Raw genomic sequence first — 23,107 nt, 5'->3', positions numbered from 1 at the left:
AAATTTGAAATTTCCTATAATTTTTATTTTGAGTTATTATCTAAAAACTTACTTTCAAGGATCCGCTAAAATACATTTCCTGCTTCTTAGGACTTAAATAGTCTGAATGCGACATAGGCCTTGCATATCCAAAGTCGAAGTCAAAGATTTTTGTATCAAACCTGATTCCAGCCGTCATTCCAGTTACATATCCAGTTCTGTATTTAGATTTATCCCTGTTATACTTTGCAGCCCCATATCCATAATTAACATACGGAGAAACAACCGCAAATTTCTTAACTGGAATATTGTATGCAATCTCATTGCTGACTTCTATAGCCTTGTCTCCCTGAATAGACTCCCTTGTATGGTAGCCTCCTACACTTCCGACACCGCCTATTGTCTGTCTTTCACTTCCGTAAAGGACATCGTTTGAGTAGCTCCCGCTAACATTTGCCCTGTATACAAGATTGTTCGTTATGGGCTTGTAGTAGCTAAGGTTCATGCTGTATTTATGGAACTGCGCCTTTGGCGTAGTATCTATCTTTCCGCTGTCCCTTTCAGCATGAAATATTTTAAGCCCTCTCTCATATCCGAAAGAGCTTCCAAAAATCCCTCCGAAAAGTGAAGTTGTAGCATTAAGGCTTAAAGTACCTATAGCAAGCTTCCTGTCAGACAGTGCCGACTTTTCAAGATAGCTCTGGTTATGCTTTCTTTTAATCCCTAAATCAAGACTGACCTTGCTTTTCTGATTCCTGAACAGTATTTTTTCCAGATCGGCAGACAACGTATGGCTGCCTGAATACATGTCATATACTGTATTTGCTGAATAGAAGCTGCTTTCCTGAATACTTTTACTTGAATTAAATTTCAAAGTATATGTCCTGAATTTCATTGTATATCCGAAATTAAACATATCAAGCCGTCTTTTATATGGCAATGTGTCCCCTTTTAAAGGATCATATCCAGTCGGCCCGATTGGTAAAATTTCTCCTGGCTGAAGCTGTTCAACAGTCTTTTTCCAGCTTCTGTTGGGGTCTTTTTTAGGAACGGTCATATATGTGAAATAGAAGTTGTCCCCAATTCCAAGAGGGCTGTCAATATTAAGGTTGATACCTCTCCTCCATATTCCATTCTGCTTGCTGTCCCCATAGTTGTTAGCTAAGATTCCGACAGTATATTTATTCTTTAATCTATTTTTTACTTCAATTCTTGAATAGTTTTCCTTTCTTCCAGGAAGAACTTCCATAGTCATGTTGTTGGCATTGATTGAGTTAAAGTTGTCAGTTGCCGTGTCAATGTCCCTGATATTAAAGATTTTTCCCTTGTTCTTTGAAAACATAAAAAATTCCTTATACTTATCAAGCCCATTTCCGGAATTAATCCTTATATCCTCGATTCTTCCTGCAACAATTTCCAGGTTTAAAGTTCCAGTAGTCAGATCATTATTCCTGTCAAAGTTTACAACAGATGTAGTATATCCTTTAGAAATTAACTTGTTTGTAAGATCTGTAAGAAGGTTTCTGATATCATTGGAACTAAGTTCAAGAAAGACATATTTTCCAATAATTTTATTTTTTTCCCTTTGAGACAGCAGCCTGTCATTGTCTTTTATATTGACTGATTTAATTAAAAATTTATTAGAATTCAAGTTGCCGCTTTCAATGTCCTTATCAACCTGAGACTTAGGGCTGTCAAACTTTGTATTCTCAAATTCCTTCTGCATTTTCTCCTGCTGTTGCCTGACTCTCTCCTGTTCAAGCTGTCTCTGCTGAATATCAATGATTCTGTTAGCTTCATTGACTGGAGATGGAAAGGCAAGACTTGCAATTAAAAATGTACCCAAAATTATTATTTTCTTATATCCCAAAATCTACCTCCTTTTTAATAAAAGATTAAAATATGCTAACATAAATTAAAAAAAAAGTCAAGTTTGATGTGAAAGTATTTTTTTTATTTTGAATATAAAAAAAACCATCTTATATTTATAAGACAGTTTATTATTAATTTAGCAAGTTTACAATAATTTTTTAGTATTGAATTCCAATACCTATTTTTATTATATTATTTTTTAGATTATTTAATCCATATGAAGTATTTATATCAAACATATCTGTAATTTTATATCTTAATCCAATATTGGCATTGACTGTTGTTTTTTTATAGTTTAAAGCATCAATTTTTGTTGTTAAGTCGACATCTCGTTTATTATGGTACGAATTCTTCCCATATTTTTGTCTATATTCTACATTTCCATACAGATCTATTTTGTTTAACTCTGCTACACCATAAATACCTAATACACTATTTAAGGCTGTTTCAGAGGTTTTTTTAGCTCCTATTTTATTAATTGCTCCTTCTTTAAGATTTAATACTCCGATACCTAAATATGGTTTTATATATCCGTTTGTAAATAGATATTTATATCCTAATCTTGTTTCAATGTCGAATATATTTGAAGTATATTCTGCATCATTTATCCAATTATACGAAATAATATTACTTCCATCAAATTTATGTTTATTTGTAGAATATACTAGAGTTCCTATTAAATCAAAATTCTCATTAAAATCATATTTTGCATTCAATAAAAATTGGTATGAACCAATTTTTTCTTTTATTCCGTTATAAAAATCTTTATATTTTACTTTTGAATTTTGATATCCAAATAAGCCTCCTAATGTTAGTTTATCATAATTTTTATTCAAAGAAAGAATAACTCCATTACTCTTTCCATTATATTGTAAAATGTCATGTGTTTTATCGGTATATTTAGTTCCTACTCCACCTACATATTCAATATTTAAATCCCATTCTCCTTTTTCTATTTTTTTCTCAACATTTTTTATCATAGTCATTTTAGCATTTTCTACTAAATCTAAATCAACACGTGATCTTGGAATTACTAAAACTTTTTTTCCTTTATTTGAAGGTGCTGTATTTCCTGTTATTGGAGTTGTTCCTGTTGAAGGTGTGCTTGGAGTCGGTGTTGAAATACCTGGTGTAGTTGTTGAGGCTGTATTTGGCGGTAAAACTTTTGTCGTTACGTGAGTAATAGCAGTGCTGGCGTTATTTGATCTAGATATAACAGATGGAGTGTATAAATTACCATTTAATACTCCAGATTCTGGTAAAGTAGCAGAATTTTCATCTAAATCTTGCCAAAAGTAATAATGTTTTGTAGAAACTGGTGCTCCTACTGGATAGGCACTGCTTCCATTTACTATTGTTCCTATTGTACCATTCGCTCCTTCTATTGTAATAGTTGTATTTGGATCTAAATCAAATCTTGTTCCTGTTTCTATTTTAGTTCCACTGTCTAATTTTATTACATATGTTCCGCCTTGATTTCCTAGAAACTGAACAATGCCTGAAAAATTATGACCTGCTTCAGTTAATGATCCATTTGATACTGATGATCCGTTATTGTACGATGTTATTGTCATTTTAGAAAATGAATTTATACCTAATAAAACAATTCCTAGTAATAATCTCTTTTTCATATTTTATCCTTTCTTATTCAAAGTTTTCTAAAAAATATTTTTCTTTATATTTTGAAATTTTTTGATTATTTATTAAAAATTTTCTTTTATTTATTCTGTTGAATATTGATAATCTTCTTAATTTTATTGTTATAAAGAAAAAATATGGGATTTCTAAGAGGAAAAAGTCTATGAATTAATATTTTTTTGAATTAAAGTCAATTTCCCTAAATTTAAACTGAGTAATTTTAGCATAATTTAAATAAAAATTCAAATTTAAATATAAAACTTTTTTTCTTTTTCATATTGAATATTATTTCTCGTATGTAAGAAACAATAAGTAAATTCTAATATTTAAGTCTTCATATATGAGTTAAAGTCCTTTAAAATATTGGATAAGAAAGATTTAATATTTGATAGATATATAGTTTAAAAATTAAAAAATATGAAATTTTAGAAATTTATTCTGATAAGTTTGTCAATATATTTTTAAAATATATCTGAGAACGTCAGAAAGGGGTTAAATTTATCGTTAAAAAATTTTTTGATATGGAAAGTTGAATAAGAAGAAAAAATTGTTTAGGAAGGCTTATATTGAAAATTTAGATTTTTTTAATAAGGAACACTTACTTAGATATTTTAATTTTTATTTAAAATTCAAATACTTTTTGGCGTATTAAAAACGACGTTTTACGAATATGGATTATTAAAATTTTGAATGTGCTAAAAAATGAAGGAATTATTCATAAGGGAGCTTTTTGTAACAATGAAAAATTTAAAAATTAATTCTTTTAAAAAAATATTTTAAAAGATTTTTATATCTTTTAAAATATTTTATATCTTTTAGGTGTCCACAAACACTTATAAATATTAAGTTTGAGAGTTAATAAAAGTATCATTTTGGGAATTAAAAGTATCGTTTTGGGAGATTAAAAACAACATTTTGGGAATTAAAAGTATCGTTTTGGGAGATTAAAAACAACATTTTGGGAATTAAAAGTATCGTTTTGGGAGATTAAAAACAACATTTTGGGAATTAAAAGTATCGTTTTGGGAGATTAAAAACAACATTTTTATTGAAGTGTTATTTTTAATATGGTATAATGATTTTTGAGGAGGAATTTTAAATGGGAAATGAGATTGTGAAATATAATAATGATTTTAATAATCAGGCATTAAGAAACTTTTCGTCAGAAGAATTAAATTTATTAGTAACGTTTTTTCATAAACTTAAAGAGAAAGGTACAGATGTTCTTGAATACTCTTTTTATGAATTGAAAAAATTAATAATGCTTGAAAAAAATATGACTGTAAAAGAATTTACTAACACGATTATGAATGTTAATAAAAAATTATTATCATTGAACTATACATACAGAGAAAATAATACAATTGTACAAATGGCAATTTTTAAAACTTTTAAAATAAATTTAGATGAACAGATATTAATGATTTCTTTGAATGAGGATTTTAGATCTATACATACAGAGAAAATAATACAATTGTACAAATGGCAATTTTTAAAACTTTTAAAATAAATTTAGATGAACAGATATTAATGATTTCTTTGAATGAGGATTTTAGATTTTTACTTAATGATTTTAATAAAGAGTGGACTAGATTTGAGTTAGAAGAATTTGTGAATTTAAAGTCTAGTTATGTAAAAGAATTTTATCGTAGAATGAAACAATTTAGAAAAACAGGATTTTGGAGATGTAGTATTGATGAATTTAGGTATTTGATGGATATTCCTGAAAATTATAAGATAACTAATATTGATACTCGTGTTTTAAAGCCAATTATGAGAGAGTTAGGAGAAAAATACAACTTGAAAATTGAAAAAAAATATGGTTTTTCTGGTGGACGGGGAAGAAGCCGAGTTACTGGATTTGAGTTTAAATTCTCTACTGAGAAAAAAGTAGATATTGTAGCAGTTACTGAAAAAGAAGATAATAATAATTCAATTCCTTTGAGCAAACCTAGAAAACCAAAAAAGAAAGAAGAAACAAGGGTAGTTTCAGAAAGAAAAACAAGAATAGTTGAAGCTCCTCCTAAAATAGAAAAAGAAAAAACTTTAAGAGAAAAAATTTGGGATAAAATTAATGAAAATACAAAAACAATAGAAAATTTGGAAGCGATATATACAGGACTAAAAGATAAGATACAATTTAGAAAATTGACTGAAAAATATCCTCAAAAAATAGAGGAGATAAAAAATATGAATATGCAATTAAAAGCTATTTATAACATTGATGAAAATGATTTTACACAAGAAATCATTGAATTGGCGGAGGATTTGATTATAAAATAATAGGGGAAAATTATTACATATTCAGTTTGTCAGTCATGACTGACAAATAAAAAATTTGTTTTTTTTATAAATAGTGTTATACTGAAAATAAAGGAAAATATATTTTAGGGAGGATATTATGAAAAAAATAGCAATTGTTAATAATAAAGGTGGTTGTGGGAAAACGACAACTGTTTTTAATTTGGCACACTATTTTGCAAAACAAGGATTAAAAACTTTAGCGATAGATACTGATCCACAACTTAATCTTTCTACAAATTTTGGAGTAAATGTTAATGAATTAAATTCTTCGTTGGGAGATTATTTACTTGATAAAGTAAAAAAATTTAAACCTGAAATATTAAATGAGAATTTATATTTAATAAGTGCAGGTCCTGAAGCAGAAAAAGATATGGAAGAATTAAAAAATCAAGGGCCATATTATTACCAACTATTGAATAATTTTTTAGAAAATTTATCAGAAAATTATGACGTTGTAGTATTTGATACAGCTCCAGCGTTTAACGCTTATACAACTTCAGCAATTTATACTTCAAGTGTTTATCCTGTAATATTACCTGGAATAAATGAACTTTTAGGGCTTAATGCTACGATTAACTTTACACAAGGATTAGGAAAGGATATTTCAGGAATTATATTAATTAGAAAAGAAAAAACAGCATTATCGGATCAGATACAGGAACAGCTACAAGAAGAGTACAAAGATTATTTGTTAAACAGTATAATAAGAAAAAATGTAGCTCTGTCTGAATGTATTGTTACACATCAGTCAATATTTGATTATTCAAAAAATGCAAATGGAGCAAAAGATTATAGTAACCTAGCAGAAGAAATAATGAAAAAAGAGGGTATGGTATGAGTAAAAAATTTAATTTGAATCTTAGTAAAATCAATAGCAAAAAAGTTCCTGTAGTAGCAAAGATTGAAAGTCTTTATAATATAAATTATGAGGAACTTGATATATCAGGAACAGAGAAAGAAAAACTTATTAAATATGAAAATGACATAACGTTTCATAAAGAAAAATCAATAGAACATATTTTTAAATATTCAAAAGCAATATTTGAAGCTAATCAAATTTTTTCGAATAGAGGAAATGGATTATTTGGAAAATGGATAGAAAAGTTAGGTATAGATCGAGATAGTGCAAATGTAGCAATAAGGAAGTATTCATTATTTTTAGAGTACCAAACTAAAGGACTTAAAAAACCTGAAAAAGTTTTAGAGTTACCTAATAGAACTGTAAAAACTTTAACAGGACAAAAAAAAGATAATTTTAAAGAAACTGAAATTATAGAAGTAATTACATCAGACAACCCAAGTTCAAAACTAAAAGAGATAGAAGAGCAGAAAGAAGCAATAAAGTTATCTGACATAGAAGAAAAAAGAATTTTTTTGACAAGAGAGAAAGTAAAAAGACAGCATTTGATAAAAAAAATAAGACAAGAAATTAGAGATATTGAAGAACAAATTAAAGATTTAATTTAAAAATTTTGATTATAAATATATATAAAATCAAAAGCCCATAGTGGTAATGATCTACAGATTAAAAACTCATAGTAGTAACCATAAGAGCAGTTGTAAAAGGTTGCTCTTTTAATATCGAAAATAAATTCTTTTTACTTCAATTGAAATAATAAATTTTTACTAAATTTTTCAGATGAAGCTGGCAGAAAAATGATTCGGCTTTGCGAAGTGGAACGCTCGCATTACGAACTCATTTTTTTGCCTGAAAAGCCCTCGGCGTTTGAGAGCTCGGCAGTAATTTTTGAAAAAAATGACAGGCGAGCCATTCATTAAAAATGAATGGAGGAGCTTTGCAAAGGGCTTTGCCCTCTTGCATTGCGACTGGCCGATGCAGAAATTGAACAGTCCCAAAACCTCCGATTTGCAAAAAAAATTGTAAAGAAGTATAATTAAAATAAATTGGAAAATGTAGAAACATTTTTTGATAAAAGGGGGAATAAAAATGGCTGAGATTTCAGCGATAAACAACTTTAAGAAATACAATTCTAAATCAGGCAGGAGTAGCATTAACAATGTAGTCAAAGAAGCATTTCGTGAACTGGAAAAATTTAAGAATAATGTAAATCAGGAACTGACACAGTTTAACAAAATTCTTGTCAAGGATTTATCTGTCCTTGAACGGCAGTATTATGATACAGAAGTTGACAGCAGGAGCAGGGATGTGGTAAGCGTCGTATCGCAGGTGCAGACAGGAAATTTTGAAGCAAGAAATGGAGTGGATTTGACATATATGCTTTCTCTTGAAAAGTGGGAGCAGTATTATAAGGAAAATCTTGAGTTCTTAAATAAAAAATTTGGTAAAAATGCTCGTTGTGTATATGCAGTAATTCACTTTGATGAAAGCACGCCTCATTTGCAGTCAATGTGGACTTTTTCAGAAGAGAATAATCAGAAAGACGAGTATACGGTAAGTGATGTTAACACAGCAAAAGTTAAATCAGCTTTAACCAGTGCATTTTTGAGAAGAAATAAGGAGCTTGGGCTAATTGCTGGAACTGATGAGTATAAAAAGGCGTTTGAGGAATTTAAGGTTCAGGAGAAGCCCAAAATCATTGAAAGGCAGTTAGCCAAGCTGAACAAAAATAAGTCAGATAAAAAGTTTAAATTTGAGAGCGGGACTTCTCCGTTTACTAAAGATTTTTACAGGACTTTCAATGAAGAATTTGTAAATGATTTTATGGTTAAAAATTCTTCTATTAATGAATTAAAAAATAAGGTTAAGGTGTTTTCAAATGAAGGTGCGGAAGTTGTAGTCAGAAGGACTGAAAAAGTAAATTCTTCTGAAGATCTTGACAGGACAAAATTCGCTATGGAAAAGGAGAAAAAGGAGCTTGAAAGTAAGATTGGCAGCAATAATTATTCAAAAAATGAGTTTATGAAATATACAGAAATTCTTTCAAAAAGGGAAATTATTGACAGAAAGAAAAAAATTTCAAAGGAAGATTTCTTGAATGAATTTAAAAACTATGAAACAGATTTCAAGGTAAGAGAAAGTAATAAAGGAATTACAGACTTTAAGCGTATTTTCAATATAAAGAAGATAATCAGGGACAAATTAAATCAGAGACAGAATAACAAAAATTTCAAGAAAAATCTTAAAAAAGAAATAAAATTATTTGATGAAGTCTTTAAGAATGTAGATTTTGAAGCAATCAATAAAAAAATAGAAGATTATTCAAAAGGAGAAAAAGTTGAAGAACTGATCAAGAACAGAGAAAATCTTTATTTTCAGATTAAAACGCTTGAAACTAAAGCGAGTAATTTAAAAAGTTCAATTAATTTCTTGGAAAAGGAACAAAATAGCAAAAATAATGAAATACGTAATCTTGATGAACAAATCTGGGAGAAGAAAATGGAAGCGGAAAAACCTTATGTCGTTTCAGAAAGGCGGAAAGAGGAACTCATTAATGAAGCTCTTAACGAAGCGAGAAAACGTGGAGATACCTTGATGAGAAATATTAAGAAGGACGTAGAAAAGGAAGAAGCCAAGAATAATGCCATAAAGCAGGATATTTTAGATAAAAGACTTCAAATGGAACGAGAACTGCAAGAAATTAATAATAAACGTAGGCAGCTTAATGACATTTATGTAGATTTGGAAGAAAAGAAAAGACGTAGAAAAGCCGAACTTGAAAAGCTGGCCCAACCAATTATACAAAAAGAAGTTGATAATCTAGTTCGTGAGCATTTAAAATATTATGAAGTTACAGACAAGGATATTTTAAATTTTAAAGCAAATAATAAATTTGAATATGATGAGTTATTTGGAGAAGCTGAAGCTAGGGCTTATGAGAAAATTAAGGGAGCTTATATAAGACGAAAACACGATGCAGGTAATAAATTCATTAAGCAAATGACAAATATTCTTCACGAAGATTCTAATGGAAAGTTTTCACTTTTAGAAATAGAAAAAACAGTAATAGCGGCAATTGAAAATGTGCCTGATAATACTTATAGCTGGTGGAATGATTTTAAGAACAATTTGAATATTGAACTGGAAAAAACAGTTAAGGATAAGAATGTTGTACGTAATCGAAGCAGTTCTCAATATGATAGGAGTTTATAATATTCAATAAAAAAAGGACTTCAAGTCCTTTTTTATTTAGTCTTTAACATACATTCACCAATTTTTTCATAAGCAGTTATTGTTTCTAAAAAATCAATATCTTTTGCATAGGGATTACTCTTGATGTATTTTTCCCATAAGGTTTTTGTTGTTCCGCTAATTTTGAATAAATCTACCACCTCTTTATATTGACTAACTGATTTTATAGAACCTCTATGTTCACTCGTTCTTTCTATCGCTTCTCTTAGTATATCTTTATCAATTTTATCCTTGTAGAGATGATACAACATATATAAATCATAAAAATCTCTTGCCCTTGTAGTTGTAATATTTCTACTTGAAATAGTCTCAAATTTTTCTGCAATAACAGATTCTATTGTATAAGTCATAATGGGTATTGTCCCTGATTCTAATATTTTAGAGTAAAAATATCTCATTTCTCTTGGAGTGATAACATCCCCAGTCGTTATATCTATATTCAAAACGGCGTTGATTTTTCCAAAAGTACAAGAAATTTTTGCACAAAAATCTTCATATACGTCTTTTTGCCTGATTGGTGTTAATTTAACCAGCTTATAATCAATATCAGCATCTATTTCAATCTCCAGTATTTCCTTTACAATCTTTGATATAGTTTTTTCATTTACTGGAATCCCTTTAATTGTAGTATCCATATCCATTGTGCTGCGCATATCTATTCCAATAAGTGAAGAAATGAGAAGCCCGCCTTTTAATATGAAATTTTTACTATACTTTGATTTTGATAATTTTTCTAAAACACCTTCAAACAAACACATCTGAAGCAACGAATTTGGATTTACTCCTGTTTTTTTTGATATATTTCTAATAGCTCCTTTTATTTGTTCCGATGTTTTCATAATAATACCTCCGTATATTGTTTTAACTGTTCTTCCATGTTCATATAGATAGCATATTTAGAAATCTTTAATAAATCTCTGTCATCATCTCTAAAATACAACTTCATAGCTTCACTGAATACATTAGTGTCTACTCTGTTTTTGTTTTTGATAAGATCTAATATTGTTCTTTCCTTATCATAGACAAAAATTTTTCTGCCAAAAGGATTCGTTATGCTTGTCTTACCAATATCATAATAATCTTTTTTGCTGTACTTAAAAATAATATTGTCCTTTATTGACTTAATTCTGCTAACATTATCTCCGACTGGAACAGTCATTACATAAATGAGTGGCATTCTAGTAGACAATCCTTGCAAATAAGCCGCTGTTTCGTGAGAAAAAATACCTTTCGGAACCCTATGGGAAAAATAAATATACTCATCTATTTCTTCGTTTGGAAGTCCATATAGTCCGTTTGCTATTTTTATAATCTCTTTTTTTTCAGTCAATTCTTTCAATACATCTTTATGAATGCCGAACTCTAGAACTTCTTTAGTAGAAATAATACCATTATTTTTATTGATTTCTTTTAATAAAATTTCCTTTTGAACCATTTATATCACCGCCTTTTTATTCTTATATTGTATAATTTATAAGAATAAAAGTCAATAAATGATAAAAAATTATAATTGAATTTTTAAATAACAAACTAAATTTTTCAATCTACAATTAAATATTTGAAATTATCTATCTACTAAAACAGATGTTTTAATACACACTTAAAACTGTATTGAATTTAAGGGTATAATAAGCAAAATGATGTACACTAAATTAAAATATATTTTAGTATACATTTTTGTAAAGGAGTTGTCTAAATGAAATTTGGATATGCAAGAGTAAGCACGGCAAAGCAGAATTTGACAAGGCAGATAGCATCGCTTGAAAATGCTGGCTGTGATGAAGTTTATTGTGATATACAGAGCGGAAAAAATATGAAGAGGGCTGAACTGCAGAAAATTTTATCAAAAATTCGGGAAAATGACACATTTGTTGTTACAGACATTGACAGGCTTGGGCGTAATTTTACAGAAGTTACTGAGCTTTATACAAAGCTTAAGGATATGAAAGTTAATATTGCTGTAATCAACCAGGAACTTTTAAATCATAATGTGAATGACAGAAAGGACGAAATTGTAAATGTTGTTGTAATTCCTCTTCTGATATATTTAGCTGAAAGGGAACGAAGCATTTTAATTGAAAGAATAAATGACGGAATTAAAAATATGCCGCAAAAATCTGGGAAAAGATACAGCAGGAAAACTGGAAATGTAATTGGACGGCCAGTTAAAGTCTTAAATCTTTCAAAAGAGGAGCAGGATATGTTAAAGCGGGTAAGAGACAAAGAAATAAGCGTAAAAAGTTTTTGCAGGTTTATGCAGATAAGTAGATCCTCGTATTATAAATATTACAGGAACAGCTATCTTGATTAAAAACTAAAGATAGGTGAATTTCAATTATGACTGATGAATTTTTTGAAGATGAAAATGTAGATGATGAGGAAAATTAAAGTTCATATCGCGTCATATTAAGCCCGTAGCGTTTGTTAAATCATTTTTTTGATAAAAGTATTGCTTGATACAAAATTTTTTCGTTATGGGGCTAATATGGGCTTATTTCATAGAAAAAATAACCGCTGTCTTTTTCAACAGCGGTTATTTTGAAATTTTAATTTATTTTGAAGGAATTAAAGTATCTTCTGAAGTTATATCATTATTTTCTTTTTCCTTGTTTATTGAAGATTTTTTAAATTCTTTTAATGCTTCTGAACTAATTATGTTAGATTGACTAAAATTTAATGTTTTTTCTAAATTTTCATCAATTTTATCAGCAATAACTTGTCTTGATGAACTCTTAATTACTTCATTATTTTTAGCAACTGCATTTAAGCAGCAGATTATAACTATAATTCCTAATACTAATTTTTTCATTCCATTTCCTCCTTTTCTTTCAACGATAAATTCTCAAAAAATTAATAATTTATTCAACTTTATCGTTCTTACAATGATGCGTAAATCCATTTTTAACTTTTATTTTTGTTAATATTTCCTTTACATTTTCAACATATCCTTCTGCCTCAAAAGAATATATATATATGTAGTCTTTTGAGTCAGAAACAACTTTTAACCCATCATATTTTTTTACTGAATTCTCGAGAACCTGTCCTGGGCATTCTTTCTTATAATTAATGCTGAAAGGAAGTCCATACCCAGTTCTTTTATCTTTAAGAGCTTGAGAAAATTTGTCCATTACCACTCCTTCTGGTAACCATAATACAATTTCTTTTCCATTAACATAATATATATTTTTTTCTGTTAACTCCCTATTTACTATATCTTGTAATAATAATTCAATTTTTTGTTTGTATTTAGGATTAAATACTGCTTGTGGATTATCTTTTTTAGGTTTTGGATCTTTATACGGATTACCACCAGCAGCTACTACAGCCTGTTCATAGATATATGGAAGATAGCCACACGAATTTAGAAACAATAAAAAGATAAATGCCATAATAAAATACTTTGTCTTTTTCATATTAATTACCTACTCTTCCTTTTAATTTTTTTAAAACATCTTCAATTTCTCTAGTTCTCTTAAAATCTTCTCCTCTGCCGTTATTTAATTTTGGAGAGGTATTAATATGAAATTCTGTATTGTATCTACCTTTTTCATATTGATTTTCAAAAACATCTTTATTGCTTTTTCTAATTGCCTTGTTTAATTCTGAAGAATCAGCCTTTATTGGAGGAGCTTTTTTAAATAAATCTATTAAATTTTCTTGATTTTGATAATATTTTTCTCTAATATTTTTTTTATCATCTTCTGTCAATTCTCCTTTTTCTGATGCTTTTCTAAATATATCCGTTATTTCTGTACCTAATTTTGCTGATTCATAGATATAAGAACCGTGCTTGTCATTGAAAGCCTGTTTTAAAAGTTTGTTTAATTTTTTTGTATAATCTTTATCATTTTTATCCAGTTCATAATTTTCAGCAATTTTTTCTACATCATCTGGAGTTATTGGTATTGAATTTTCATGTTCTTTTTGTGAAGCCCAATCTCTTTTCCATTTTTTTATAGCTTCATTAACATCTTTTCCATCTCTTATAGCATCCTGCTTAGTTTTTTCATATTGATCAATCGCTTCTTTATGTTTATCTGGATCCAGTATTGTAGGCAATGGTAACACTGATCCCGCTTCCTCTCTTGCAAATGCTTTAATTATAGGAACATATCCCAGAAAATCTGTTGCCTTGTGGAATGGAACAGTAGGATTATTCAAAGTAACTCCTCTTCTTTCTGCAACAACTAATCCTGAAATACCGCCAACACCATTATTGTCTCCCACAGGATCTTTTATATTCACTGCAGAGTAGACTTTATCTATTCCATGAAATTTTTTTAGATCTTCCACTGTTTTTTGAGTCATCGGAGTTCCATACATTCTAACGGTTTCAACATTTCCTAGACTTATTCCATTGTTTCTGAGATGATTTAATGCTCCGACACCTATGATATTACCTTGACTGTAAAATGAAAAATCATAGGTGTAGTTTTTGTTTCTTCCAGCGTAGGCAATTGCCATTCCCCTGTTGATTCCAATAGACAGCCATAAACTTGAGGCGCTTCCATCGAATATTTTACCGGCTCCACTTTCTATCAAGTCCGCAGGTGCTCCTCTTGTTGGATTATATGGAGTTATAACTGTTACAGGTTTTCCGGCAGCTAATTTTTCTTTTTCCTCTTTAGAAAGATTTTTTAATATAGAATTTCTAACAGCCTGATCTTTTAGTTCAATGATTCCATTTGTATTTACCTTTATTTTTTCCCCTTTTTCTGGAACATAAGTTGAGTCTGATATTGTTTTTAATTCCCTTACTTCATAACGTGGCTCTCCTTTTCCATCAGGATTTGGAATTATTTTTGTTTCTACTATTGGAACTTTATCTTTTCTGATAAGCCTTACAAACTGCTCCTGAAGTCCGCCGTGAACTCCACTTGTTGGAACTGCTGAGAAAAATCTTCCTGCTGTTTTTGTTAAAGGTTCTTCAAATTTTCCTACAATATCAAAAGTACCGCTTCTCATCGAATTTTCATAACTACTAATATTCCATTCTTTTCCTGTCATTGCTCCCAGAGCGCCTTCAATTGAATTTCCAAGTCTGCCATTTACTATCTTTGTCCCATTTATACCGTCAATAAACTTACCGATAGTTCCAGCATTTGTAGCTAGAATATTTCTTGTATCACCCCATCCGAATGGATTGCTGATGAATGAAAATTTTGTATCGCTTATCTGCACACCGTCAGTTATAGACTCTGAAACTGAAATGTCCCTGTTCACTTCTCCAGTTGTGCTGCCTGAGATTACTGTTCCTTTTCCTATTGTTGGCCTTGAAATCTTTTCTAATTTATGTCCTCCGACGCTTACGCCATATTCCTCGTCAAATCTATTTGAAACTTCTTTCAGGTCATCAGGTCTTACAGTAACTTCACCTTTTTTCTTAAGTATCAATTCTGTCCTATCACCTTTAGCTCGTTCATTAAAGGCAACATTAATTCCAAACTTACGCAGATTGTCATTGCTTGTAATACCATTTGCTTCAATTTCCTTGGCTTTTACTAAAAGATTTCCTTTATCAATTCCATTTTCCTCGTTTGAAATTTTTGCTCCTGTTATTGTAAGCTTGTTACCTACATTAACATTCACGCTGTTTCTTCCAATCAAAGAAGTCTGCTCATTTACCCAAATTTTGTTACCTTTTGTCAAGTCAACTCCTGCACTGTATGAACGCGTATCTCCTGTTATATTTCCTACGCCCGCACTTATACCCGTCTGATTAATTTTTTCATAATCTTGTAAACTTGCAACCTCCAGATTGCCTTTAACATTTACATCTAAATCATTTCCAGAGATATTAGCACCCCTTATTATTCCATTTTCAATATTAAGACGCAATTTATTTCCTGCATCTATTTTCGTATTGTTATATACATATCCTTCTGTTTCCCCATGACTAATGTTTCCTGAAACAGATAAGCTAGGGTTCAGTACATTGTATTCCCCAGAAAGTTCGTACGATGTATTTTTACTGTTCATAGATGATTTGGAAGCCTGAACATCAAGATTTTTTGTTTGAATATTTACATCATTGAACCCTTTTATGTCAGTTCCCCTAATTGTTATACTGTTATCACCTTTTAGATTTATGTTTCCGCCTGCTGTAAGGCTGGTTCTTTCTATTGTGCTATTGCTTCCTTTATTTTTTGAAGCGGCTATTGAGGCTTTTGCATAAATTCCTGCTTTTCCGCTGCCACCTTGCAATCCAGAATTTAATGTATTTAAACGTTTCAGAGTATCCTCATTTCCTTCAATACTTTCCATCAGGCTCTTTCCTGACAGCAAATCTCCAGTGAAGTCAAATATATCGCCTAAATTCCACATTATATTTAAAGCTTCATAAGATTTTTTTAGCGAAGTGAATGTATCGCTTAAATTGTTGAAATTCATATCTATTCCAAATGAAACCCTTTTCTCCTTGCTCTCATTCGTATATTCAACCTTTCCTTCAGAGTCCGCAATAAATATGTTCTTTGAGTCAAGGTTGATGTCCTGTCCGCTTGCGGCATCACCTTCAAAGTAGATGTTTTCTCCACTTTTCAGATTGATATTTCCATTTGCAACTAATGTGCTTTCATCAGGTCTTATCTGCTTAGTTGCTGAAGCGTCTGATTTTGATTTTGCTTCTATCCCAGCTTCAAATGATAAGTTATGCCCTTTGGCGAAAAATCCTACTTTTGTTTCATTTTTCTGATTTTCACTGCTGTAGACTTCATTTCTTGACTTGACAATAATTCCGTTCTTGGCATCCACATTTATATCCTGCCCAGCGTCAAGATCTGAACCAAGAATTCCAATGTTTTCTCCCTTGACAACTATGTCCTTTCCAGCCCTTATTACACTTTCCTTGTTTGTAATGCTCTGATTTTTTTCACTTTCCGAATTACCTTTATAGAGATGTCCTCCTCTGAACATTCCGCCCTTAGACTTGGAAGAACTTTCCCCATATTTTTCATCAAGTCCTGTAACTACAACGTTTCCTCCAGCTACCAGCCCTATGCTTTCTGTTGACTGCAGCTCACTTGCACCAATTAAGGTATCTTTTCCTGACTTAACAACTATATTCCCACCATTTGCAGAAAGATGCGATGAATTCTGAATAACTTGTGCCATTCCATCAGCTCTTCCCTTGCTTCCTACGTTAAGCGAGCCTATGCTTTTATTCTTTGATGTCGTTGAGCTACTTGACTGTGAAGTCGTGTTGCTTAAAATGTTCACGTTATTTCCTGCAGTTACCAGTATGTTTCCGCCATTTCCAAGTACATCCTTACTTGCCGTTATATCTGAGGCGATGACGTTTGTATCTTTCTTGGAGTCCAGCACCACATTGTTTCCAAAGATCTGGGAGCCTTGACTGCTTTCGATATATGCGCTCTTAGTCTTTGTTTCAGTGCTTATAAATCCTGAATTGACACGTTTTGATTCTATAGATTCGCTATTAACGACATTTGTAACATTAATATTCTGTGCATTAATGTTTACATTTCCAAGCGAAGCCACCTGGCTTCCTGAAATATTTGTATCCTTTCCTGACGTTATCATAACTCCGTCAGTTCCATTTACAGCTGACTGCAGATGGTTTACAAATCCATAGCTTCCATAATTATCACCGTTTCTTCCAAACTTCTGCTCCCCAGTTAATTTTAAGGCGTTGATGTTCACGTTTTCACTTGCATCTATTCTTACTGTATTCCCTGCTGTTATAGCTCCTGTTGAAGTATAATTTTTACCTTGAATATATGTTGGCCCGTTTTTGGAAGATATTTCAGCTGCAGATACAACATCAGTAAATCTTGTTCTGTCAAATTCCCCATTGTTATATCCAACTTCCCTGGTCGTAGTTCTGTTAATTACATCACCATTTTGAGAAACTACAGAAACTAAATCTCTTCCGCCTATCAGTCCGCCAATATTTTCTATATTTCCGGCCGCATTTATGTAAGTTCTGTCTCCTGAAATTTCTGAAAGAAGATTTGTAGCTGTTTCATTTCTTACCGTATTAGCATTAACGACTGTGATTCCGCCGTTACCATATTTTGTACCATTGTTGACTAAATTATTAGTTTCGATGTATGTTCCGTTTATTCCGCCAACCCTGTTTCTTGTATCATCATTAATTATTGAACGTGTATTTTTACTTAAATAGACTTGCGGAGCAAGAACTTCAATACCGTTTACATTTTTTGTTACGTACCAGACAATATCCTCATTCAGGCTATTTATCTGATCCTGAGTCAGTTCCTGCCCTACTGTAAGCCCAAGCCTTGCACCTTCAGCTGAGGCATTGTCCATCATTGCCTTTATTAATTCCTGGTTAGATTTTCCATTTATGAAAGCTGTTCCAAGTTTTTCTGACAACGCTCTTGTCAACAGCTGATTTTCATAATATGCATCCCCAAGCCGTCTTGTCCTGTCCCATATTTCGGAGTATCCAACTCTTGAAGTGAAGTAGTCGCTTCCAAAATACTGTCCCAGGTTTATATATCTGCTTCTAGTTTCCATCAGGTATCTTGATGACGGATTCATATTTGCTGTAAACATTGCGCTTGCCAGTATTGGATTGACACTTATGATACCAGTATTCTTAATATCCTTAATTCCAGAATTGTTGCCTGCAATCTGAACAGCCCTGTTAAATGTGCTGTTTATCGGGCTATTTAAATTTGAGCTCCCATTAATCTGTGAATTTCCGTTAAAGCTGCTGTTTACTTTAGACAGTAAGGTATTTCCTGCAGCCTGAACCTGACCGTTGGCAGAACTTGTCCCTTTATTCACTCCAACTGAAGTTGAAGACAATAAAGTTCTTCCTATTGCTCCGCCATTATTCAATACTTTACCATTTCCTGCTTCGATAGGGTTTTGTATAATATTCGGAGCACTTACGACAACCTGCTGCCCTTCAATTACGCTTGGCTGTCCTGATTCATAGCCAATATCTCCTGCAGTCAGTTCCCTGTGGAAATAAGCCACCATTTTTACTCTAGGTCTTTTTCTTTTTGTATACCGTTTTATCTCTAATTCTAATTTTTCCTTACCTTTCTTCAACTGGACAGGATTGCCTGTTGTTACTGAATTTTCAAAATTAGTTGCAGTAATATTGACTAGGCCTCCGCCTGAAATTATGCTGTCCCTGTTCTTGAAATTAGCTGAATTTATTGTGATATTTCCACTTGCTAAAACCTTGCCATACTCTGTCGTTGCCCTACTTTCTATTTTCCCTTTCAGAGCAACTTCCGGATGTCTTGCAGATTCACTTTCAAGCCTTTGGTATCCATTATTCAATGCATTTCTGGCATCATTCTGATATTTTGTCAGCAGCAATGAATTTCCGCCAGCATCCCTTATGAACGTTTCAAGCCATTCTCTTTGCTCGTGACGGGCTTTTCTTGTACGGCTTCCATTAGAACTTTTATCCCAGTCATCTCCATGATGATAGACCCATCCATTAAGAACATCAGCTTCGGACAACCTTCTATTATCCCAAGTTTCGTAATACTTTTCATAATTCCCTAAGTTAGAAACTCTACCAATGTTCTGAAAATCGCTGGAAGTAATCGTAATATTTCCTGTCGACTGGATTGTACCCACATTGTTCGTAATCTTTGCGGCATTAAGGTCCATGTTTCCGCCAAGTATTTCGGCCTCGTCATTCATTATCTCGTTTGCCCTGATGGCAAGAGCCTGCCCGCCATAGATGGCTTTACCTTTGTTATTCTGAACTTTACCTTGTGCATTCATTTCGAGAATATTTTCAAATGCAACTAAATCGTTATTTGTGATATTTCTTCCTGAAACCTTTCCGTTATTTCCAGTAATCATGCTGTTGTTGACTACTTCCCCACGGCCATTTATGATAACTGTATCGGAAGCAAGCTCCCTGTTGTTCGTAAAGTCATTTGAGTTAATCTCGATTAGTCCATTTCCAGTAGTGTTACCATTGTTTGCAATGTTGTTTGCTGAAATCTTAAGCCTTTGCTGTCCGTGAAGGTTTCCCGTAAGGTTGATATTCTGGTTAACGCCAAGCTCAACATTGTTCCCCTTGATTGTTCCAGTATTATCAAATCTTTGAGCATTTCTCATCAGTATTTCATTTGATAAAATTTCCCCAGTATTTGTAATTGCTGAATTATCAAGCAGGACTCTATTATTTGAGGCAATCTTTCCGCTATTTGTAACATTCGCATTTGCGGCGTTTACATTATTGACTGCAGTAATTTCCTTAGTGTTGATTAAAGTGCCTGTAGTCAAATCAACATCATTTCCTGAATAGATAAATCCGTCATTTCTTGTATTAGTTACGTTAGCTTTAATATTGTCGGCATTTATCTTTCCTGAATTTACAAAGTCAGCTCCTAAAATATCAATTCTCTTACCGTCAACAGTTCCGCTGTTCACAAGTGAATTTGTAGCCTTGATATCTCCGTTTGTGGCAAATGTTCCGGAATTGTCAATTCTTTCCCCAGTTATGCCTTTTCCAGCTGCAATTTTACTCGAATTAGTGGCATTTCTTATATTCTTGGCACTAATTGTATCATTGGCAAGCAGCTTTCCTGAATTATCAATGTTTCCGCTTGAAATCTTGCCAATTGCCGTAATATCTCCGCTGTTTGAAATATCGTCAGTCTTCAGGTTCACGCCTTCAACTTTTCCAGTATTCTTTAAGTTATTGACTTCCAGATTCTTGACATAGATATTTCCATTGTTTTCGGTATTCTTCCCTGTAAGGTCATCATTTGCCGCAATTCTTCCATCATTCTTAATGTTTCCTGCAACCGATATGTTCTTTGAAGTTTCAACAGCACCGCTGTTCTCGAGTTTTCCTGAAACTGTGATTTTTCCGTTTGCCCTTACATTCCCTGACGTTACCAGGTCATCAGATGAGACTGTCCCGACAGCTGTAATATCTTTAGTATTCTTAACATTTTTTGCCTTTAAGTCCCCATTTGCAATGATCACTCCGTCATTGCTTAAGTTATCAGCTTTCACATTTCTTGAAGCAATTGTGCCTGAAGAAATCGTGTCCTTACCAGTTAAGTCCCCATTTGAAGCAATCCTTCCAGTATTTCTTATATTTCCGGACACCTTCACATCTTCAGCAGTTTCAACTGCCCCGTCATTCTCAAGCTTTCCTGAAACTGTAATTGTCTTGTTTGCCTTTACAGTTCCCGAAGTTGACATATCGTCACTTGAGACTGTTCCAGCTGCCGCAATATCTCCAGTATTAGTTACTTTCCTACCGCTTAAATTACCGCCTGAAATTATTTTACCAGTATTGCCAATATCTCCTGAAACAGCCACGTTCTTTGAAGTTTCAATTGTCCCGTCATTGTCAAGCCTTCCATTAACAGAAAAATCCTCGTTGGTTCTTAAAGCTCCTGAAGATTTCAGGCTGTCAGCTGAAATTTTACCGACAACAGTAATATCCCCCGTGCTTGAAACCTTCTTAGCAGTCAGGTCCTTATTGGCTACAATTTTACCGTCATTCTTAAGGTTCCCAGTTCTTAAATTATTTGAAACTACAGTTCCGGAAGTATCCATATTCTTTGAAGCGAAATCTCCATTAGTAAGGATTTCCCCTGTATTCAATACGTTCCCTGCAACTGATATGTCCTTTGAAGCCCCGACTGTCCCGCTGTTGTCAAGAAGGCCGTCAATGTCAAGCGTTTCATTAGTCTGAACCTTTCCTGAAGTGACAAGGCTGCTTCCTGAAATTCTGCCTGATGACAGAATATCTCCAGTATTCTTCACATTTTTTGCAGTCAGTTCGCCATTTGTGCTTATTTTACCATCATTAGACAGATTATCCACTCTCAGGTTCTTGGCCGCAACTGTCCCTGACGTTACCATGTCCTTAGATGACAGGTCCTCATTTGTCAGTATCTTACCTGTACTTCCTATGTTTCCTGAGACTGAAATACGTCTAACGGAAGTCAGTGACCCTGTATTGTCAAATTTCCCATTAATGTCTGTAATTCCTGAAACCTGTATATTTCCAGAATTATCCAAGTTTTTTACATTAAAGTTTCCTCCAGAAAGAACTGTTGCAAGAGAGTTTTTAAAATCCTTTGCCGTTATGTTCCCTGAAGCGTTAATATTTCCTGAATTTATCATGTCAAGCGTATTCAGGTTTCCGCCTGTGTATATGTTTGACTTGTTCTCAACATTCCCATTAAGATTGATGTCCCCGTTTGCCTGAGTTTCCCCTGACAACTTTATCTTAGATGCATTGACATTAATCCCCTTGTCAGAACTTGCAAGCTCGCTTTGTGTATATTCAGTCCCGTTTATTTCAATTCCGTCACCCTTTATCTTGGCCACATTGATTTTTCCGTCAGCCGTAATCTCAAGCTTTGCATCCCTTGAATAGATAAGGCCGCTGGAGTTTACTCCTGCCCCCCTGTCCGTGCTGACTATCCTTACCTGCCCGGCATACATTGATCCAAGGTTGCTTGCGTCAATTGCAACTGAGTTTATACCATTTTTAGAAGCTACAGTACCACTGGAGTCAACAGTGTTTTCCCCCAAAGTTACATCAACCTTGTTCCCTACAAGGTTTCCCTGCATCTCCATGGCCTTTGCAATAACGTTAACATAGTCTGTATTAGTCGCATCAAAGCCGCCTGCCCCGATAATGACCCTTCCCTTTTCGACGTCAATTCCGATTACATCTCCGTCCTTAAGCTTAACCTTTCCAGTTGTAGGGATAAAGTTTTTTATATTGATTGTCCCTGCGCCGTTTAAATATATTCCATTTTCGTTGCTTAAAATTACATTCACTTTCTGTCTGCTGAGAGCCTCGATATATCCCTCAATTTGCGATCTGTTTGCCCCATTAACCTGAAGCAGGATAAGATTTGCGGCCTGATTCGGCCCAAGATTTGGATTTGCATTGATGATTCCTGCGAGATGGCTTCTACCGATGTTGTCGGCATTGTTAAGAACCTGCCCCTCACGTCCCACGTTGTACTCCAAAAACTCGTTAATACTGACACCACGGCCATTCGGAGTGGAAATATTAACGACAGGCACGCCATTCTGAGCCCTGTCAAGGCTTGTGTTGTACCTTGAATTAGGGTCAACCTGAAGACCGTCGGCAAGAATGTTGAAGCTGAACACGTTTAGAAGAAGCGCCGCAGTTAATTTACGTAATATCCTACTTTTTTCTCTCATTTATTCATCTCCTTTCGATATTTTTACTGATTA

General features: G+C 32.6%; 13 protein-coding genes. 6 read left to right on the top strand and 7 right to left on the bottom strand.

Annotated features, from left to right (window positions below; all coding sequences use genetic code 11):
- Positions 1 to 40: 40 nt before the first annotated feature.
- Together FVE75_RS10845 and FVE75_RS10840 are read right to left on the bottom strand one after the other, a co-directional pair.
- Positions 41 to 1,849, bottom strand: coding sequence for a ShlB/FhaC/HecB family hemolysin secretion/activation protein (locus FVE75_RS10845; protein WP_147006487.1), 1,809 nt, complete (start codon positions 1,847 to 1,849; stop codon positions 41 to 43).
- A gap of 160 nt (positions 1,850 to 2,009) precedes the next feature.
- On the bottom strand, positions 2,010 to 3,482 hold the full coding sequence (locus tag FVE75_RS10840) for an autotransporter outer membrane beta-barrel domain-containing protein (RefSeq protein WP_147006486.1): 1,473 nt from the start codon (positions 3,480 to 3,482) through the stop codon (positions 2,010 to 2,012).
- Between the two features lie 1,106 nt (positions 3,483 to 4,588).
- On the opposite strand from FVE75_RS10840, the gene FVE75_RS10835 reads away from it, so the two are divergent.
- The 5 genes from FVE75_RS10835 to FVE75_RS10810 all read left to right on the top strand — a co-directional run bounded on the left by FVE75_RS10835 (position 4,589) and on the right by FVE75_RS10810 (position 9,865).
- Positions 4,589 to 4,999 carry a replication initiation protein gene (locus tag FVE75_RS10835; RefSeq protein ID WP_232052686.1) on the top strand — a complete coding sequence of 137 codons (411 nt, stop codon included), beginning with the start codon at positions 4,589 to 4,591 and terminating at the stop codon, positions 4,997 to 4,999.
- Positions 5,000 to 5,019: 20 nt separating this feature from the next.
- Positions 5,020 to 5,772 (top strand): replication initiation protein, encoded by a 753-nt coding sequence (locus FVE75_RS10830; RefSeq protein WP_332069811.1) that lies wholly within the window; start codon positions 5,020 to 5,022, stop codon positions 5,770 to 5,772.
- Positions 5,773 to 5,890: 118 nt separating this feature from the next.
- Positions 5,891 to 6,631 carry a ParA family protein gene (locus FVE75_RS10825; protein WP_147006485.1) on the top strand — a complete coding sequence of 247 codons (741 nt, stop codon included), beginning with the start codon at positions 5,891 to 5,893 and terminating at the stop codon, positions 6,629 to 6,631.
- On the top strand, positions 6,628 to 7,260 hold the full coding sequence (locus FVE75_RS10820; RefSeq protein WP_147006484.1) for a hypothetical protein: 633 nt from the start codon (positions 6,628 to 6,630) through the stop codon (positions 7,258 to 7,260). Before FVE75_RS10825 ends, FVE75_RS10820 begins: the two co-directional genes overlap by 4 nt.
- A 481-nt stretch (positions 7,261 to 7,741) precedes the next feature.
- Positions 7,742 to 9,865, top strand: a complete 2,124-nt coding sequence (locus tag FVE75_RS10810) for a plasmid recombination protein (protein WP_147006483.1) — start codon at positions 7,742 to 7,744, stop codon at positions 9,863 to 9,865.
- Positions 9,866 to 9,897: 32 nt separating this feature from the next.
- Here the strand turns inward: FVE75_RS10810 and FVE75_RS10805 are convergent, their stop codons facing one another.
- Complete coding sequence (locus FVE75_RS10805) at positions 9,898 to 10,743, bottom strand: nucleotidyl transferase AbiEii/AbiGii toxin family protein (RefSeq protein WP_060917629.1); 846 nt, start codon at positions 10,741 to 10,743, stop codon at positions 9,898 to 9,900.
- Positions 10,740 to 11,339 (bottom strand): type IV toxin-antitoxin system AbiEi family antitoxin domain-containing protein, encoded by a 600-nt coding sequence (locus FVE75_RS10800; RefSeq protein ID WP_147006482.1) that lies wholly within the window; start codon positions 11,337 to 11,339, stop codon positions 10,740 to 10,742. Before FVE75_RS10800 ends, FVE75_RS10805 begins: the two co-directional genes overlap by 4 nt.
- A 261-nt stretch (positions 11,340 to 11,600) precedes the next feature.
- Here FVE75_RS10800 and FVE75_RS10795 point away from each other — a divergent pair, with 261 nt between their 5' ends.
- Complete coding sequence (locus FVE75_RS10795; protein ID WP_147006481.1) at positions 11,601 to 12,215, top strand: recombinase family protein; 615 nt, start codon at positions 11,601 to 11,603, stop codon at positions 12,213 to 12,215.
- Between the two features lie 240 nt (positions 12,216 to 12,455).
- Here the strand turns inward: FVE75_RS10795 and FVE75_RS10790 are convergent, their stop codons facing one another.
- Genes FVE75_RS10790 through FVE75_RS10780 form a run of 3 tightly spaced genes read right to left on the bottom strand, consistent with a single transcriptional unit; the run spans position 12,456 to position 23,074 of the window.
- Positions 12,456 to 12,713 carry a hypothetical protein gene (locus tag FVE75_RS10790; protein WP_147006480.1) on the bottom strand — a complete coding sequence of 86 codons (258 nt, stop codon included), beginning with the start codon at positions 12,711 to 12,713 and terminating at the stop codon, positions 12,456 to 12,458.
- A 49-nt stretch (positions 12,714 to 12,762) separates the two neighbouring features.
- Positions 12,763 to 13,317, bottom strand: coding sequence for a hypothetical protein (locus FVE75_RS10785; protein ID WP_147006479.1), 555 nt, complete (start codon positions 13,315 to 13,317; stop codon positions 12,763 to 12,765).
- Between the two features lies 1 nt (position 13,318).
- Complete coding sequence (locus tag FVE75_RS10780; protein WP_232052687.1) at positions 13,319 to 23,074, bottom strand: two-partner secretion domain-containing protein; 9,756 nt, start codon at positions 23,072 to 23,074, stop codon at positions 13,319 to 13,321.
- Between the last annotated feature and the right edge of the window lie 33 nt (positions 23,075 to 23,107).

The organism is Leptotrichia hongkongensis, from assembly GCF_007990635.1.
GTDB lineage: Bacteria > Fusobacteriota > Fusobacteriia > Fusobacteriales > Leptotrichiaceae > Leptotrichia > Leptotrichia hongkongensis.
Note: the sequence above shows the minus strand (reverse complement) of the source record. Positions and strands in the feature narration are given on the sequence as shown.

Bases quoted from the DNA above. Each gene is read 5' to 3' on its own strand.
- FVE75_RS10795 (WP_147006481.1), top strand. From the start codon at position 11,601: ATGAAATTTGGATATGCAAGAGTAAGCACGGCAAAGCAGAATTTGACA.
- FVE75_RS10790 (WP_147006480.1), bottom strand. From the start codon at position 12,713: ATGAAAAAATTAGTATTAGGAATTATAGTTATAATCTGCTGCTTAAAT.
- FVE75_RS10820 (WP_147006484.1), top strand. From the start codon at position 6,628: ATGAGTAAAAAATTTAATTTGAATCTTAGTAAAATCAATAGCAAAAAA.
- FVE75_RS10840 (WP_147006486.1), bottom strand. From the start codon at position 3,482: ATGAAAAAGAGATTATTACTAGGAATTGTTTTATTAGGTATAAATTCA.
- FVE75_RS10805 (WP_060917629.1), bottom strand. From the start codon at position 10,743: ATGAAAACATCGGAACAAATAAAAGGAGCTATTAGAAATATATCAAAA.
- FVE75_RS10810 (WP_147006483.1), top strand. From the start codon at position 7,742: ATGGCTGAGATTTCAGCGATAAACAACTTTAAGAAATACAATTCTAAA.
- FVE75_RS10835 (WP_232052686.1), top strand. From the start codon at position 4,589: ATGGGAAATGAGATTGTGAAATATAATAATGATTTTAATAATCAGGCA.
- FVE75_RS10785 (WP_147006479.1), bottom strand. From the start codon at position 13,317: ATGAAAAAGACAAAGTATTTTATTATGGCATTTATCTTTTTATTGTTT.
- FVE75_RS10780 (WP_232052687.1), bottom strand. From the start codon at position 23,074: ATGAGAGAAAAAAGTAGGATATTACGTAAATTAACTGCGGCGCTTCTT.
- FVE75_RS10800 (WP_147006482.1), bottom strand. From the start codon at position 11,339: ATGGTTCAAAAGGAAATTTTATTAAAAGAAATCAATAAAAATAATGGT.
- FVE75_RS10830 (WP_332069811.1), top strand. From the start codon at position 5,020: ATGATTTCTTTGAATGAGGATTTTAGATTTTTACTTAATGATTTTAAT.
- FVE75_RS10825 (WP_147006485.1), top strand. From the start codon at position 5,891: ATGAAAAAAATAGCAATTGTTAATAATAAAGGTGGTTGTGGGAAAACG.